16 protein-coding genes and 1 pseudogene are annotated in these 15614 nt (G+C 73.1%); 10 read left to right on the top strand and 7 right to left on the bottom strand.

The genetic code is table 11. The features are described from left to right. Positions 1 to 52: 52 nt before the first annotated feature. The 5 genes from ACWDCZ_RS34595 to ACWDCZ_RS34575 all read left to right on the top strand — a co-directional run bounded on the left by ACWDCZ_RS34595 (position 53) and on the right by ACWDCZ_RS34575 (position 5392). Complete coding sequence (locus ACWDCZ_RS34595) at positions 53 to 1216, top strand: glycosyltransferase family 4 protein (protein WP_449817938.1); 1164 nt, start codon at positions 53 to 55, stop codon at positions 1214 to 1216. A gap of 20 nt (positions 1217 to 1236) precedes the next feature. Further along, positions 1237 to 2103, top strand: coding sequence for an alpha/beta fold hydrolase (locus ACWDCZ_RS34590; protein ID WP_449817937.1), 867 nt, complete (start codon positions 1237 to 1239; stop codon positions 2101 to 2103). Between the two features lie 274 nt (positions 2104 to 2377). Further along, a complete protein-coding gene (locus tag ACWDCZ_RS34585) occupies positions 2378 to 3670 on the top strand; it encodes an extracellular solute-binding protein (RefSeq protein ID WP_449817936.1) in 1293 nt (430 codons plus the stop codon). Then, positions 3660 to 4571 (top strand): carbohydrate ABC transporter permease, encoded by a 912-nt coding sequence (locus ACWDCZ_RS34580; RefSeq protein WP_449817935.1) that lies wholly within the window; start codon positions 3660 to 3662, stop codon positions 4569 to 4571. Before ACWDCZ_RS34585 ends, ACWDCZ_RS34580 begins: the two co-directional genes overlap by 11 nt. Then, positions 4568 to 5392 (top strand): carbohydrate ABC transporter permease, encoded by an 825-nt coding sequence (locus ACWDCZ_RS34575; RefSeq protein ID WP_053112138.1) that lies wholly within the window; start codon positions 4568 to 4570, stop codon positions 5390 to 5392. Before ACWDCZ_RS34580 ends, ACWDCZ_RS34575 begins: the two co-directional genes overlap by 4 nt. 43 nt (positions 5393 to 5435) lie before the next feature. Here the strand turns inward: ACWDCZ_RS34575 and ACWDCZ_RS34570 are convergent, their stop codons facing one another. Continuing rightward, positions 5436 to 5993 (bottom strand): hypothetical protein, encoded by a 558-nt coding sequence (locus ACWDCZ_RS34570; protein ID WP_380742419.1) that lies wholly within the window; start codon positions 5991 to 5993, stop codon positions 5436 to 5438. 161 nt (positions 5994 to 6154) lie between these two features. Then, entirely contained in the window at positions 6155 to 7180 is a 1026-nt protein-coding gene (locus ACWDCZ_RS34565; protein ID WP_449817934.1) for a helix-turn-helix transcriptional regulator, read from the bottom strand. A 132-nt stretch (positions 7181 to 7312) separates the two neighbouring features. Here ACWDCZ_RS34565 and ACWDCZ_RS34560 point away from each other — a divergent pair, with 132 nt between their 5' ends. Beyond that, the gene (locus ACWDCZ_RS34560; protein WP_159028496.1) at positions 7313 to 7483 is read left to right on the top strand and encodes a hypothetical protein; all 171 of its coding nucleotides are present in this window, start codon (positions 7313 to 7315) and stop codon (positions 7481 to 7483) included. Positions 7484 to 7540: 57 nt separating this feature from the next. Further along, entirely contained in the window at positions 7541 to 7768 is a 228-nt protein-coding gene (locus ACWDCZ_RS34555) for a response regulator transcription factor (RefSeq protein WP_049653364.1), read from the top strand. Between the two features lie 104 nt (positions 7769 to 7872). Here ACWDCZ_RS34555 and ACWDCZ_RS34550 read toward each other — a convergent pair whose 3' ends face one another. Both ACWDCZ_RS34550 and ACWDCZ_RS34545 read right to left on the bottom strand, forming a co-directional pair. Then, positions 7873 to 9054 carry an RICIN domain-containing protein gene (locus ACWDCZ_RS34550; protein WP_375877500.1) on the bottom strand — a complete coding sequence of 394 codons (1182 nt, stop codon included), beginning with the start codon at positions 9052 to 9054 and terminating at the stop codon, positions 7873 to 7875. A 345-nt stretch (positions 9055 to 9399) separates the two neighbouring features. Then, positions 9400 to 10011 carry a TetR/AcrR family transcriptional regulator gene (locus ACWDCZ_RS34545; RefSeq protein WP_449817933.1) on the bottom strand — a complete coding sequence of 204 codons (612 nt, stop codon included), beginning with the start codon at positions 10009 to 10011 and terminating at the stop codon, positions 9400 to 9402. A gap of 144 nt (positions 10012 to 10155) precedes the next feature. Between ACWDCZ_RS34545 and ACWDCZ_RS34540 the strand changes: the two genes are divergently transcribed. The 3 genes from ACWDCZ_RS34540 to ACWDCZ_RS34530 all read left to right on the top strand — a co-directional run bounded on the left by ACWDCZ_RS34540 (position 10156) and on the right by ACWDCZ_RS34530 (position 12020). Beyond that, positions 10156 to 11100 (top strand): alpha/beta fold hydrolase, encoded by a 945-nt coding sequence (locus ACWDCZ_RS34540; protein ID WP_449817932.1) that lies wholly within the window; start codon positions 10156 to 10158, stop codon positions 11098 to 11100. Between the two features lie 129 nt (positions 11101 to 11229). After that, positions 11230 to 11535, top strand: coding sequence for a GNAT family N-acetyltransferase (locus ACWDCZ_RS34535; RefSeq protein WP_049653355.1), 306 nt, complete (start codon positions 11230 to 11232; stop codon positions 11533 to 11535). Positions 11536 to 11666: 131 nt separating this feature from the next. After that, positions 11667 to 12020: an antibiotic biosynthesis monooxygenase family protein gene (locus ACWDCZ_RS34530; protein ID WP_117486436.1), complete on the top strand. Its 354-nt coding sequence runs from the start codon at positions 11667 to 11669 to the stop codon at positions 12018 to 12020. 109 nt (positions 12021 to 12129) lie between these two features. On the opposite strand, the gene ACWDCZ_RS34525 is transcribed toward ACWDCZ_RS34530, so the two are convergent. The 3 genes and pseudogenes from ACWDCZ_RS34525 to ACWDCZ_RS34515 form a co-directional block, all read right to left on the bottom strand. Next, a complete protein-coding gene (locus ACWDCZ_RS34525; RefSeq protein WP_449817931.1) occupies positions 12130 to 13782 on the bottom strand; it encodes a phospholipase D-like domain-containing protein in 1653 nt (550 codons plus the stop codon). A gap of 156 nt (positions 13783 to 13938) precedes the next feature. Continuing rightward, the gene (locus ACWDCZ_RS34520) at positions 13939 to 15228 is read right to left on the bottom strand and encodes an MFS transporter (protein WP_449817930.1); all 1290 of its coding nucleotides are present in this window, start codon (positions 15226 to 15228) and stop codon (positions 13939 to 13941) included. A gap of 168 nt (positions 15229 to 15396) precedes the next feature. Then, a pseudogene (locus tag ACWDCZ_RS34515) lies at positions 15397 to 15614 on the bottom strand (hypothetical protein); the annotation flags it as partial.

The following is a 15614-nucleotide window of genomic DNA, read 5'->3' as shown; positions in this document are numbered from 1 at the left end:
GCCCGGGCCGGCGGCGCCCGCCGCGGCCGGCCCGGCCCCCGGCGGCGAGCGGCTGCGGGTGGTGATCGTCGCCGAGTCCTTCGCCCCGCAGGTCAACGGCGTGGCCCACAGCGTGCTCCGGACCGCCGAGCACCTCCTGGCCCGGGGGCACGTCCCGCTGGTGGTGGCCCCGGCGGCCCAGCGCCGCACCAGCGGGAGCGGAAGCGGGAGCGAGCCGTACGAGTCGGCGTACGGCTACCGGGTGGTCCGCGTCCCGTCCGTCCCGCTGCCCGGCTACCCGGAGGTGCGGGTCGCCCTCCCCGGGCGCCGGGTGGCCGACGCCGTCGAGCAGCACCGCCCCCATGTGGTGCACCTGGCGGGCCCGTTCGCCCTCGGGGCGGCCGGAGCGGCGGCGGCCGGGCGCGCGGGCGTCCCCGTCGTCGCCGTCTACCAGACCGACCTCGCCGCCTACGCCCGGACCTACCTGCCGTTCGCCGGAGCCGCCGGGGCCCGGCTGGCCTGGCACCGGCTGCGGCTCATCCACACGGCGGCCGCGCGGACCCTGGCGCCGTCCCGGGCCTCGCTCGACGCCCTGACCGCCCACGGGGTCCCCCGGGTCCACCTGTGGCCGCGCGGCGTCGACTGCGTGCGCTTCCACCCCGGCCACCGGGACGAGGCCCTGCGCCGGCGCCTCGGCCGGCCCGGCGAGGTGCTGGTCGGCTACGTCGGGCGGCTGGCGCCGGAGAAGCAGGTCGAGCGGCTGGCCGAGGTGTCCCGGCTCCCGGGCGTACGGCTGGTGGTGGTCGGCGACGGCCCCAGCCGCGCCCGACTGGCCGCCGCGCTGCCGGACGCGCTCTTCCTGGGCCGCCGGACCGGGCACGAACTCGCCCGGCTCTACGCCTCGTTCGACGTCTTCGCGCACACCGGACCGTTCGAGACCTTCGGCCAGACCCTCCAGGAGGCGATGGCCAGCGGCCTGCCCGTGATCGCCCCCGCCGTCGGCGGACCGCTCGACCTGGTCCAGCCCGGACGCACCGGCTTCCTCGTCCCGCCCGGCGCGGGCACCGGGTTCCGGGAGGCGGTGGAACGGCTCGCCCGGGACGCGGAACTCCGCCGGACGTTCGGCCGGGCGGGCCGGGCCGCGGTCGTGGAACGCAGCTGGGAGGCGGTCGGCGACCGGCTCGTCGACCACTACCGGCTCGCGCTGGCGGAGTCCTCCGCCGCGGGGCGCGGGTGAGACCGAGGAACGGACCCGTCATGCACCAGCCGCTCGCCGCCGCGTACGTACCCGGCGCCCACCCGGACGCCGACACCGCCGTGTTCCTGCACGGACTGGGCGGCTGGACCCACAACTGGGCCGCCCTGATCGAGCGCCTCCGGTCGTCGGTGCACTGCCTGGCCCTCGACCTCCCCGGCTTCGGCCGCTCGGCTCCCCCGCCCGACGGCCTCGTCACCGTCGGGCGCCAGGCCGCGGCCGTCGCCCGCCACCTCGTCCGCACCGGGCACCGCCGCGTCCACCTGGTCGGCAACTCGCTCGGCGGCCTGACCGCCCTCCACCTCGCCGCCCACCGCCCGGAGCTGGTCGCCACCCTGACCCTCGTCTCCCCGGTCCTGCCCGCCCTCCCGCCGCCGCAGGCCCTGCGGATCTCCCTGCTGGGCCTGCCGGGCGCCGCCCGCCTGTACGCCCGGCTGCTGTCCACCCGGGGCCCCGACCGCCAGCTCGACGACCTCTACCGCCTGATCTACGCCGACCCGTCCCGCGTCAACGCCGAACAGCGGGCGACCGAAGTGCGCGAGCGCCTGCGCCGTGCCGAACTCCCGTACAACCAGCAGATGTTGGTGGAGGGCGTGCGCGCCGTCGCCCGGGCCCACCTCCGACTGCCGGGCGAGCCCTCGCCCTGGCACCAGGCCCGCCGGGTCACCGCCCCCACCCTGCTCGTCTTCGGCCGCGAGGACCGCCTCGTCCCCTTCCGTACGGCGGCCCGGTCCTACACGGCCTTCCGGGACGCCCGGCTCCTCACCCTGCCCGGCGTCGGCCACGTCGCCATGCAGGAACACCCCGACGCCGTCGCCGCGGCCTTCCGCGCCCTGCTCCCGGAGGCCCGCCGCACGCCCGGCGGGTGAGCCTCGCCATTGGTCTACTCCAATCTGTCCTGAATACGCCGTCACAGCAGGCGCCGGTCTGCCGTTCACTGTTCCTCCCGGGCAGCCGGGCTCGCTGCCGCACGACCCGTCGACCTGGGAGGTGCGAATGCGAAGGGCCTTGCCCCATCCGAAAGTTGGGGTTTCCGCCGGGCCCGGAGTCGGACGTCTTCCGGCCGAATGTCCGCTCCCCCGCGACGCAAGCTGATCTGAGGGGTAGTCAAAAGGTCACCCCCACAGTGAACTTGGAGACCCCATGGCCATTCGCGCGTCCTGCCGCCCCCTGGTCCTCACCCTGCTCCTGTCCCTGGCCGCGGCCGGATGCGGCGGCTCCGGCTCGGGCAGTGGTTCCGGGGCCGGCGGAAAGCTGACGGTGTGGCTGGCCGTGGACGCCCAGGAGAACTGGCCACAACTGGTCCAGTCCACCAACGACCGCTTCGCCAAGGCCCACCCCGGGGTCCGGGTCGACGTCCAGTACCAGCAGTGGACGACGAAGAACCAGAAGCTGGACGCCGTCCTCGCCGGGAAGAACGTGCCCGACGTGGTGGAGATGGGCAACAGCGAGACCACCAACTACATCGTCAACGGCGCCTTCGCCACCCTCGACCCGGCCCGCTTCGACCAGTCGGACGCCTGGCTGCCGGCGCTCGCCGACGCCTGCCGCGACAACGGCAAGGCCTACTGCGTGCCCTACTACGTCGGGGCCCGGGTCGGTGTCTACCGCACCGACTACTTCACCCAGGCCGGTGTGCCGGGCGCCCCGAAGACGTACCCCGAACTCCTCTCCGCGTTCGACCGTCTGAAGAGCACCTTCGGCGCCCAGGACCCGAACTTTTCCGCGCTCTACATGCCCGGCCGCTACTGGTACGCGGCCATGGCCTTCCTGAAGGACGCGGGCGGCGAGATCGCGGTGAAGGACGGCAACCGCTGGAAGGCCTCGCTGTCCTCGCCGAAGTCCGTCGCCGGGCTCACCGAGTGGAAGCGGCTGATCGACGCCTACTACGTCGGCGACCGAGCCAAGGACAACGGCGACCAGCCGGCCGTCGTCGGCCAGGGCCGCGTGGGCGTCTTCTACGGCAACACCTGGGAGGCCGGCGCCGCCGCCGACGAACGCTCCGGCGGGGACCCGAAGCTGAAGGACAAGTTCGCCACCTTCCCCTTCCCCGGCCCGTCCGGAAAGCTCCTGCCGCCCTTCCTCGGCGGCTCCACCCTGGCCGTGCCGGCCAAGTCGACGCGCAAGGACCTGGCCGGCGACTGGATCAGGCTGTTCACCGACCGGGAGTCCCAGAAGACGCTGATCGCCGCGAACACCCTGCCCAACAACACCACCCAGCTGACCGAGGTCGCCGCCGGCGGCATCAACGGCCCCGCCGCCCAGGCCGCGGCGACCGGGGGCTGGATGACCCCGTTCGCGCCCGGCTGGACGTCGGTGGAGAAGTCCAACGTCCTGCCCGAGATGCTGGAGCGGATCGCCAACGGCAAGGCGTCGGTGCAGGACGCCGCGCGGGAGGCGGACCGGCGGATCGACGAAGTGATCAATGAGCGCTGACCGGGTCCGGCGGCGGCGCCCGCTGCTGCCGTACCTGCTGATCGGCCCGACCGTCCTCGCGCTCGTCCTGGTGCTCGGCTACCCGCTCGTGGACATGGTCGTCCTCTCCTTCCAGGACATGACGCGTGAGCAGCTGTTCGGCGGCACCTCGCCGCCGTGGGCCGGGCTGGACCAGTTCCGCAGGATCCTCGGGGACGGGTTCTTCTGGACGGTGGTCGCCCGCACGGTGCTCTTCACCGCGGCGTGCGTCGCCCTCACCGTGCTCTGCGGGCTGTTCACCGCCCGGCTGATGCACCGGGTCTCCCCGTGGGTGCGCGCCGTCATCGCCGGGGTGCTGGTCACCGTGTGGGCCATGCCCGTCATGGTCGCCTCGTCGGTCTTCCGCTGGCTCTTCGACGCCGACTACGGCGTGGTGAACTGGCTGCTCTCGAACCTGCCCGGGGTCGACCTGGCCCGCCACAACTGGTTCACCAACCCCTGGCAGGGGTTCACCGTGATCGTCGCCGTCGTGGTGTGGGGCTCGCTGCCGTTCGCCGCGATCACCCTGCGGGCCGCGCTGGCCCAGGTCCCGCCCGAGCTGGAGGAGTCCGCGGTCCTCGACGGGGCCCGGCCCCTCCAGGTCTTCCGGCACGTCACCCTGCCGGTGATCAGACCGGTCCTCGTCATGGTGACCACGCTGTCGGCCATCTGGGACTTCGGCGTCTTCAACCAGATCTGGCTCATGCGCGGCGGCCAGCCCGAGCGGGAGTACTACCTGCTGGGCGTCTACTCCTTCATCGAGTCCTTCGCCGTGAACCGGTACAGCACCGGGGCCGCGATCGCGCTCGTGACCGTCGTCCTGCTGCTCGCCGGATCGGTCGTCCACCTGCGTCAGATGCTCAGGACGGGAGAGATCGAATGAGGCGACGGCGGTCGCTGGGCCACGACCTGCTCGGACTGCTCGTCGCCGCGGTGATCGGCTTCCCCGTCTACTGGATGGTGCTCACCGCGTTCCGGCCGGCCACCGAGATCCTGAGCCTGCCACCGAAGTTCTGGCCGGGCCGCCCCACGCTCGACAACTTCGCCCGGGCGCTGGGCACCGAGACCTTCTGGGCCAACGTCCGCTCCAGCGTCGTCATCGGCATCGGCACCGTCCTGGTGTCGCTGGTCGTCGGCGCGCTCGCCGCCTTCGCTCTCGCCCGCTTCCGCTTCGCGGGCCGCAAGGCCTTCGTCGTGGTGATCCTCATCGTCCAGATGGTCCCGCTGACGGCGCTGATCATCCCGGTCTACCTGCTGCTGAACGACGTCGGGATGACGGACAGCCTCACCGGCGTGGTCCTCACCTACCTGGTGTTCACACTGCCGTTCACGGTCTGGATGCTGCGCGGCTTCATCGCCGGGGTCCCCGTGGAACTCGAGGAGGCTGCCATGGTCGACGGCTGCGGCCGGCTCGGCGCGTTCCGCCGGGTGGTGCTCCCGCTGCTCGCACCCGGCATCGTCGCCACCTCCGTCTTCGCCCTCGTCCAGGCCTGGAACGAGTACGTCCTCGTCTACATCCTGCTGTCGACTCCGGAGAAGCAGACCGTCAGCATCTGGCTGGTCTCCTTCCAGACCAGCTTCGGGACCGACTACGGCGGTCTCATGGCCGGTGCCACCCTGACCGCCCTGCCCGTCGTGGTCTTCTTCCTCCTCGTCCAGCGCAGGATCGCCTCCGGCCTCGCCGTCGGCGCGGTCAAGGGCTGAGCCCCGCCGCGCCGGAAGCCGGCCGCCGGGCGGCGCCGACCTCCTACCCGGGGCGGCCTGTCCCGGGACGGGCCCGCAGCCCGGTTCGCGGTGCCGGGATCTGGAGTACCGCGTGCCGGGAGCCCGGCCCGGGCAGCAGCGTGCAGGTCGAGCGGCACGGGACGAAGAGCGCCTGGCCGCCCCGGAGCCGGACCGCCAGCGGCACCCGGTGCGCGTCGGTCGGGGCGGTCGGGGCCGTGGAGCCGGTCGGACCGGCGTTCGTACCGGTCGGGGCGGTCGAGGCGTCGACCAGGATCTCGGTGACGGAGGACAGCTGGAGTACCAGGAGTTCCGACTCGGCCTGTCGCGTCTGGACCGCGTGCGGGTCCGCAGGGTCCTGCGGGAGGGCCCGGACGGTGACGCCCAGCAGTGCGCTCAGCCCGGCGGCGAGGGCTGCCGTGTCCTCCGCCGTGGACGGGTCGCCGGTGACGGGGGGCTCGTAGTCCGTCCAGAGGACGGCCGGCCCTCCACCGGTCCGGGCCGAGAGGAACGCGGCCAGTTCCAGGAGGTAGCCGCCCTCGTCGGCCGGTTCGTTCTCCTGATCGTCCGGCCCCCACTGCACCGTCGTCCTCCGTTCCGGAGCCTCGCGTCGGGAGGCTTCCTTTCGCCGGGCTCCATCATGGGTTCCCGCGGTGGCGCCGGGACAGTCACGCGAACCCGGTCCCGGACTCGCGTGACCCTGCCACCCGCGTGCCCTGGCCTCCCCGGCCTCCCCGGCTGCCGCTACTCGTCCAGCAGCCCGGTACGGGCGGCGGCCACACCGGCCTGGAACCGGCTCTCGGCATCCAACTGGCCCATGATGTCGGCGATGTGACGCCGCGCGGTGCGCAGCGACATCCCGAGGCGGCGGGCGATCGTCTCGTCCTTGAGCCCGGCGGCGAGCAGCCGCAGGATGGTCCGGTCGATCTCCTGGGAGACCTGCTCCAGGCCGTCCGCGGTGGCGGCGGAGAACGGCCTGGCACACGACCAGGACTGCTCGAAGATCTCGCACAGGTAGGCGACCAGCGACTCCTGGCGGATCGCCACCGCACCCCAGGAGCCGTCGCTCGCGGGGATGAAGGCGAGTTCGCGGTCGAAGACGATGATGCGGCCGAACAGCTCGTGGACGGTGCGGTACTCGCCGCCGAGCGGTGAGGCCGCTTCCACGTACGCCTGGCTGGGGCCGTTGAAGCGTGCGGTGTGGTGGTAGAGCGTGCGCATCCGCACCCCTCGGGCGAGCAGCGCGCGGTCACGGCCGAGCGCTTCCTCCATGGCTTCCGGCACGCGGCTTCCGCCACCGGGCTGGCTGGCCAGCACCTCGCTCCGGCAGCTGTCCGAGGCCCGGTCGAGCGCCGCCCGTACCTCCTGGAGGCTGCTGATGACCTCGACCCCCTCACCGGCACCGGCCACCCGTCCGCCCCGCTGGTAGTGGGGGAAGAAGCCGACGAGCTGGGCCTGCCCCCTGGCCAGCTCCTCCTGCTCGCGGCGGATCCGGGCCTCGACGGGGGCGGCGAGCCGGGCCACCGCGGCCTCCGGTGCGACGGCGTAGCCCGCCGTCGGGTCCTGCGGATCCGGGTACACCAGGCGCAGGGCGCTCAGCCGGCGTACCGAGGCGGCGGCCCGGTCCGGGTCCAGCCCCAAGTCGGCGGCGATGGCGGCGGGTTCGAGCCGGTGGTGTTCCAGTACCCAGGAGTAGACCGCCACGTCGACCTGATCGGGCTCCGTTCCGCCCGCCCGATCGTCCGGTTCGCCGGAAACATCCATGTACATCCCCCAGTCACTTTGCTGCCACCCAGCTTGGTGAGGTGGTCGACCCGTAGGCGCGTGATCATCTCGGCGACATGCTAGATCACAGGCCGGGACCCGCTCGGCGATCAGTTGAGGTCCCTCCAGGAGGACTCCATGAAGCGTTTCATCACCGCCGCCGTACTGCTCACGGCACTTCTCGGGATCAGCGCCCCCGCCGCGCTCGCCGTTCCGCAGGACCACGCGACGGCGGCCCGCAACGTTCACGCGGACGACACCTCGTGGGGCGGCGCGTGCACGACCCCCGGCTGCCAGCCCATCTACTGAGCGGTCGCCATGACCACCGCTCCCGTTCGACGTCCCCTCAGCCAGGAGAGTGCCCCGATGTCCCGACCCGCCACCGCCGCCCCCGCCCTGAGCCGCCGGGAGGTGGAGGTGCTGGAGCTGCTGGCCCGGGGAGCCACCTACGACACCATCGCGCGCCGCCTCCAGCTCAGCCCGCACACCGTCGACACCTACCTCCGACGGATCCGCAGCAAGACCGGCGCCACCACCCGCATGCAGCTGGCCCTGTTCGCCTTCACCCACGGCCACGGCCTCCCCGCCTCGTGACGCGCCCCCGGGGCATGGGCCCGGCGTCGGGCCGGACACGGGCCCGCCCCCGCCGGCGGGTCCCGGCAGGGACGGAGTCAGGTGCGGAATGGAGCGCGGGACGGTCAGGGCTTGATCGTCCAGCGCTGGTTCCAGTCGTTGGTGCAGGTCCAGACGCCGAGCGCCTTGTTGTCCTCGTCGTAGGTGAGGCAGTCGTCGGTGCTGACGCGGATCTGGTACTCGCCGTCGCCGAACGCGAAGACCTCCCACTTCTGGGCGGCGGAGCCGGTCCAGGGGCGCGCCTCGGCCAGGTAGCTCTTGGTGTTCTCGGTGAGGGCGAGGCCGGTGACGGCGTTGGTGATCTTGTAGAGCCCACCGGCGTCCTGGCTGAAGACCCAGCCGGTGGACTTGCCTGCGGTGCTGGTGGCGGCGGTGACCGGGGTGCCGCTCGCGGAGCCGTTGGCGGCGGGGGCCCGGCCGTTCTTGACGCTCGGGTGCAGCGTGCCGGTCAGCTGGGCGGCGCCCGAGTCGGCGACACCGAACCCCATCCGGATGTGGCCGCCGGGGATGTTGGTCCCGGTGTCGCCGGTCTCGTGCGCGGGGATGCCGGGGGTCCCCGGGCTGCTGATGGGGATCGCGGGGACGGTGATGATCTGGCCGCCGATCGGCACCTGGGGCGTCGAGGGGGTTCCGGGCGGCGGGGTGGAGCCGCTGGAGGACCCCGGCACCACCCGGGCCGGGAAGTGGATGAGCCGGCCCCCACGGCCGCTGGTGTCCGAGTCATGGCCGATGAAGGCCCAGTTCATGAAGCCGCCGTCACCGTAGTTGACGAAGGTCGATTCGCCCGCGAAGACCCAGACCTTGAAGTCGTCGTAGCCCTGCGGCCCGCCCTCCTTGTCGTGGTGCTCCAGCTTGACGTCGTCCTCGAACATCACCCCCCGCATGTTCGCCGAGTAGTCGTTCTTGAACCACTTGGTGTCGAAGGCGTCCGTCCCGTCGTACTTGAAGACGAGGACGTTGTAGCCGGGCGCGGCACTGCTCAGTTTCGAGACCAGGGCCTGGGTGAACTGGGCGTTCTCCATCTTCGCCTGGTTGGCCGCACCGAGGACGAACTTGACGGTGTCGGCGACGGCGCCGATCAAGGCGCTGGTGCAGTTGCCGCCCCCGACGCCGTCCTTGCCGGCGCAGTCGGCCGCGGCGGCCGGGGTCGGGGCCGCGACCAGCGCCGTACCGGCCCCGGCGAGGAGGCTGGCGGCCAGGGCGGTGGCGGTGGCGGACTTCTTCAGGCGGGCGCTAACGGCGCTCATGATGGGCTGCTTTCGGGCGGGTTCGGAGGAAGCGTCAGGCGGACCGGCACAACCCGGTACGGGTGCGGGCGGCCAGGGGGGCGTCACCGCCACCACCTGTCCGGTCCGCCTTCCTGCCGGCGTTCCGTTCGGTGAGGTAGATCCTGCCGAGCCGCGATGGTCACGGAAAGTCACGAAGACCCGGTGCCGGAACGGCGGTACCTGGGTCACGTGACACGCGCCGCGGCCGGGACTCCGCACCGCCGGGCCGCCCCCGCCGACCCCTCTTCTCCCGCCCTACCGCACCGAGTTGAGCCGGCCCTTCCCCCACGGGTGCCCGGTGACCAGGCCGGACCCGGGCGCCCGTCAGCTCGCGGCGTCGCCCTCGGCGGCCGCCCGGGCGAGGGAGTCCGCCACCGTCGCGCAGGCCAGCCGGGCCACGGAGCGCAGCTCGGCGTCCGGGGTGCCGGCCCGGCTCAGGACGGCCAGCGACTGGTTGACGGCGACGACGAAGGTGGCGAGCTCGTCGAGCGTCCGGGCGTCGGCCGGGGAGTCCGCCAGCGCGGCGCGGACCCGTCGGCGCTGAAGGTCGAGGAGGCCGCGCACCCGAGTGCCGCTCTCCGCCGTCAGCGTCGGCGACTGCGCGGCGGACTGGGCGACGAGGCACCCGGCGGGCACCGACGGGTCGGCGATGCGCTCCAGGACGACATCGAAGAACGCCTCGACGGCGCGCACCGGGTCACCGGGGTGAGCGGCGAACGCCTGCTCGTACCGGGCGCCGTAGAGCGCCGCGTAGCGGTCGAGGCACTGGTGGAACAGGGCGTCCTTGCTGCCGAAGGTGCCGTAGAGGGAGCCCCGGCCGAGGCCGGTGGCGGAGCCGAGGGCGTCCAGCGAGGCGTCCGCGTACCCGCGCTGCCAGAACACCTCCATGGCCCGGTCGAGGGCCTCCCCGACGTCGAACTGCTTCCGGCCGGACACCGCACAAACCTCCCGTTTCACCCGTCTGCCGTGAGCCTACCCGCGTCCTGGACCGATCGGTCAAACTATCTTTGACCGATCGGTCCAGGATGGCTACCGTGACGGCCAGTGGCCAGATCAGCCGGCACCGCGAAAGGAAAGATCATGAGCCAGTCACCCACGCCCGAAGGCCCCGGCTCCGTCGCCGGGGCGCCGAACCTCCCGGCCGGATTCGCGCGGACCTTCACCAGCCGGTACGTCGACACCGGGCACCTGCGCCTGCACGCCGTCACCGGCGGCGAGGGCCCGCCGCTGCTGCTGCTCGCCGGCTGGCCGCAGACCTGGTACGCCTGGCGCCTCCTGATGCCCGCGCTCGCACGGGACTTCCAGGTCGTCGCCGTCGATCCGCGCGGCGTCGGGCTGTCCGACAAGCCCCTGGACGGGTACGACACCGGCACGCTCGCCCGCGACCTGGTGGCGCTCATGGACGCGCTCGGGCACCACCGGTTCGCCATGGTCGGACACGACGTCGGCATGTGGACCGGCTACGCCCTGGCCGCGGACCACCCCGACCGGCTCGAACGCCTGGCCGTCGCCGAGGCCGCGATCCCCGGCCTCTCCCCCACGCCGCCGCTCTTCGGCAGCCAGGAGGCCAACGACCGGCTCTGGCACTTCGCCTTCAACCGCCTCGCCGGCGTCAACGAGCAGCTGGTCGCCGGGCGGGAACACCTCTACTTCGGCCACCAGTTCGCCACCAAGTCCGCGAAGCCCCTGCCCGACCACGCCGTCCGGCACTACGTCGACATCCTCGCCGCCGATCCGCAGGCCCTGCGCTGCAGCTTCGAGTTCTACCGCGCACTGGACACCACCATCGCCCAGAACCGGCAGCGCGCGGCCCGACGGCTCCCCCTCCCCGTCCTGGCGATCGGCGGAGCGGCGAACCTCGGCGCCTCGGTCGGCGCGACGATGCGGCTGGCCGCCGACGACGTGGAGACCCTGGTCCTCCCCGAGTGCGGCCACTACCCCGCAGAGGAGGCCCCGGAGGCGATGCTCTCCGCCCTGACGGCGTTCCTGGCGCCGTACCGCACCGGGCGGACCGTCTCGGACTGAGACCGCCCACACCCACCCGCCCCGCGCGTCGCGGCAGACAAATGTTGAGGATTCAACTATGCTGCTGACAGCGGCGCCGGCCACCAGCGGTCGTCCGCCGAGGCGACCCGCCGCACCCGAGGAGGAACCGTGGAGCAGACCGTCACCGACAACACCGAGAAGTCCCGCTTCGAGATCCACGACGGCGGCGAACTCGCCGGCTTCGCCGAGTACCACCGCTCCGGCGACGAGATCGCCTTCATCCACACCGAGATCGACCCCCGCTTCGAGGGCCGAGGCCTCGCCGGCCGACTGGCCCGCGCCGCCCTGGACACGGCCCGCGACCAGCACCTCGCCGTCCTCCCCTACTGCCCCTTCATCCGCGGCTGGATCACCAAGCACCCCGAGTACGCCGACCTGGTCCCCGCCACCCACCGGGCCCGCTTCGGCCTCTGAGCAGCCGCGTGCCGCGCCGTCCGGGCCGCTGCGGGAGGGCCCGGACGGCTTCGGTCAAGATCCCGAACCCTTGTTCCACCGTTCGGTAAAGACACTGGATCACCGGACGCGTGCCGCCCTACGGTGGCGGCATGAGTGATCACTCCGAAGCACCCGTCGCACCCGTCCAGGCCTTTGAACCCCCGTACTACGTCGCCGTCTTCACCGCGCTCCGGACGCAGGACCAGAGCGACTACAGCGAGACCAACGCCCGCATGGAAGAGCTGGTGAACGACATCCCCGGGTACCTGGGGATGGACCACGCGCAGACGCCCGGCGGACTGGGCATCACCGTCGGGTACTTCCGCGACGCCGACGCCCTCACTCAGTGGCGGACCAACGCCGAGCACCGCTCCGCGCAGAAGCGCGGGCGGGCCGACTGGTACGAGAGCTACACACTGCACGTGGCGAAGGTGGAGCGCAGCCACGGGTTCGTGCGGGCGTAGCTCCCGGGTGAGAGCGGGGCGGGCGCCGCCATGAGCAGCGCCCGCCCCGGGCGGCCCGAGCAGGGAACCCGCCGGCCGGCCATCAGGCGTCGGGCCTCAGGCCTCGACCTCAGGCGCGGCAGGTCCCGGTGGACCAGTCGACGGTCGCGGCGGCCTGCGAGTACTTCCACTCGGGGCCGAGCAGGTCGCGGTCGAGCTGTGCGGCCGCGTTGCGGTTCTCGACGATGTAGCCGAAGTCCTGCAGCCAGGCCGGGTACAGGTTCTTCGAGCCGATGTAGAAGGCCGAGTCGTCGACCGCGACCAGCTTGCGGTGCAGCGCGTACGGGTGCCCGTCGGCCCAGGTGGCGGTGGGGGCCGCACGGAAGGAGGCGAGCTGGAGGTTGCCGCAGAGGGCCGCGTCGGCCTTGCCCCGGTCGCCGGTGAGCGCGGTGAGCCGGGCCTTCAGGACGTCGCTGATCTCGGCGAGGGACTTCATCTGCGAGTAGCCCCCGCTGCCCACGGTGCCCCGGTTGGCCGGGTCGCTGACCACGATCCGCACCTTGACCCCGGCGGCCAGCTTGGCGGCCAGCGTGTCGTAGAGCCGGGAGTCGTAGTGCGAGATCGGCGGGCAGGTGCCGTTCAGGTCCTGCTGGGAGATCTCGATGTGCCGCTGGGCGCTGCCGACCAGGGCGCGCAGGGCGTTCTCCTCGGGGTTGACGGTCTCGTAGTCGCGGTCGGCGTTGGTGTTGTCGTGCAGGGTCAGCGGGCCGCACTTGGCGTCCGCCGCCCCGGGGACGGGACCGGGCCGGTACCCGGAGGAGGGGTCCGCGTCCTTGATGCCGACGCCGAGGCCGCCGACGGCTATCACCGGGACGTTCCCGGCGGCGGGGGCGGACGGGTTGAGCTCGCGTTCGATCGACGGGCGGCAGGCGCCGCCGTCCGAGGAGGCGAACCACGCGTTGTCGAGGAGGCCGGTCCGACCGCAGGTCCACTCCCAGAGGGTGTCCAGGTAGCGGCCGGCGGAGGTCGCGGCGGGGCCGGTGAGCGCGAGGTCGACGTCCGAAACGGGGTGCGAGGTGTCGAGGTAGTCCTTGCTCCAGCCGTTGATGCCGCCGGTGAGGACGGTGCGTCCGTCGACCACCAGGAGCTTGGAGTGGTTCCAGGAGAAGGCGGTGCGCGAGGAGGTCATCGAGGCGATGTTGAGGCTGACCGACGAGGCGGCCGGTCCGAGCTTCGCGACCAGGTCGTCCCGGTACCGCGACGGCAGCACGTTGGCGTTGTACAGCGGCGCCGCGCCGACCAGGATGCGCACCACCGGGCGGTGCCCGGCGGCGACCGAGGCCTTGAGCCCGGCGACCAGGGCGTCCTCGAACCCGCCGTCGGGGAACGGCGCGAGGCTGGAGACGTCGACGGTCCGGGTGGCGGCGGAGACGTCGGCGGTCATCTTCGCGAGCAGCGCGCGGGTGCCGGGCCGGTCGGCGCAGGTGGCGTCGCCCCAGCAACCGGGCGTCTGGAACAGCCAGTTCGCGGGGCCGCCGGCCTGGTCGGCGCCGGCCAGGGCGTTGCCGTCGGTGCGCTGCCAGACGGTGCCCTCCAGGCCGGGCGACACCTGGCGCAGCACCTGCTCGACGGCGTCGATGTGGGTGGTGTCCGCACCCTGTGCGGGGGCGGGGGCGGCGTGGGACGGCGCGGCCGACAGGACGGTGATCAGGGTGCTGGCCGCGACGGCGGCGAGGGCGCCGCGCAGGGCGCGGCGGGGTCGGCGGGAGCCGGGTCGGTACACGTGAGGATCCTTCAGAACGTGGCAGGCGTCGTGCTGTTCGCCTACGAGACACCCAGAGACTACCTGCTGGTAACACCCCGTCAAACTTGCGCATGACAAAAGCGCGCGGGGGCTCGACCGGCCCCGGCGAACCCCGGCCCCTAGCTGCCCGTCCGGTCAGCGGGTGACGGCGACGCCCCGCTTCCCGCTCGCCGCGACCGTGGCCGCGGCCGCCGCCCCCGGCACCCCGCGCCAGGCGCGGGCGGCCAGCAGGCCGGAGGCGAGGGCGACGGCACCGAGGGCGACGGCGGCCGCGGTGAGGCCCAGGGTGGCACCGAGCCAGCCGGCCAGGGGGTAGGTGAGCAGCCAGCAGCCGTGCGAGAGGGAGAACTGGGCGGAGAAGACGGCGGGCAGGTCCTCGGCGGCCACCGAGTCGCGCAGGACGCGGCCGGTGGGGGTGAGGATCAGCGAGCCGGCCGCGCCGAGGACGGCCCAGACGGCGAGCAGGACGGGCCAGCGCCAGGCGCCCGGCCCGGCGGCCGTGAGCACGGCGAGCAGGGCGAAGAGCCCGACGATGCCGAAGGCCGCCGGGAGCATGACGATCCGGTCCGGCACCCGGTCCAGCACCCGGGGCAGCAGCAGCGCCACGGCCATCGACCCGGCCCCGTAGGCGCCGAGCGCGATCGGGACGTCGGTGGCGGGGCGGCCGAGCTGGCCGCGGACATAGACGACGGTGTTGACGATCACCATGGCGCTGGCGGCGGCCGCCGCCAGGTCCAGGGCGAGCATCGCCCGCAGCCGGGGCACGGCGAGGAACAGCCGGGTGCCGCGGACGGACCTGGCGAGGACGCCGTCGCCGGCCCCCTCCCGCACCGACCGAAGCGGCTCCGGCCGCAGCGGCTTGGGCAGCACGGCCGAGAGCACCAGGGCCGCGGAGGCGAGGAACCCGGCGGCGGTGCCCCAGAACAGCCAGTTGTAGCTGATCAGCGCGAGCAGGGCGCCCGCCAGTACCGGGCTGACCAGGCTCTCGGTGTCGTAGGCGAGCCGGGACAGCGACAGGGCGCGGGTGTACTCGCGCCCCTCGGGCAGCACCTCGGGGATCACCGACTGGAAGGCCGGGGTGAAGGCCGCCGAGGCGGACTGCAGGACGAAGATCAGGACGTAGACCTGCCACACCTCGGTGACGAAGGGCAGGGCGAGGGCGACGGCGGCCCGGGTGAGGTCGGAGGCCGCCATCAGCCGCCGGCGCGGGATGCGGTGGGCCAGCGCGGTGACCACCGGGGCGATGCCGACGTACGCGAGCATCTTGATCGCCAGCGCGGTGCCGAGCACCGATCCGGCGCCCGCCCCGGCGAGGTCGTACGCGAGGAGGCCGAGCGCGACGGTGGCGAGGCCGGTGCCCACCAGGGCGACGATCTGGGCGGCGAACAGGTGCAGATAGGTGCGGTTGCGCAGCACGGAGAGCATGAGGACCCCGCTCGGACTGGACGCGGTAGGACGACACGTCCAGGATAGGTCAACATGTGCACGCATGTGCACATGTTGACTGGAAAAGCGGCCCGGAAGGCGGCGAGGGGAAGGCGGCGCCGGAAAAGCGGCCCGCACCCCGGAGGGCACGGGCCGGCACGGATCCGCTCAGTCGTGCGGCGGGAGCTCGCCGATCTGGTGGTCGGCGACGCTCAGCGCCTCGTCGACCAGCCGGCGCAGATGGCCGTGGCGCAGCGCGTACACGACGCGCCGGCCGTCCTTGCGGGTGGTGACGGCCGCAACTACCACTCCGAGGCGCTGCTGCTGCCGGACGGCCGGGTCGCCGTGCTGGGCTCCAACCCGCTCTTCGCGGACAAGGCCGAGAC

The sequence above is a fragment of the Kitasatospora sp. NPDC001225 genome, assembly GCF_053597855.1.
The sequence above is the reverse complement of the archived record's forward strand: the minus strand, read 5'-3'. Positions and strand labels throughout refer to the sequence as shown.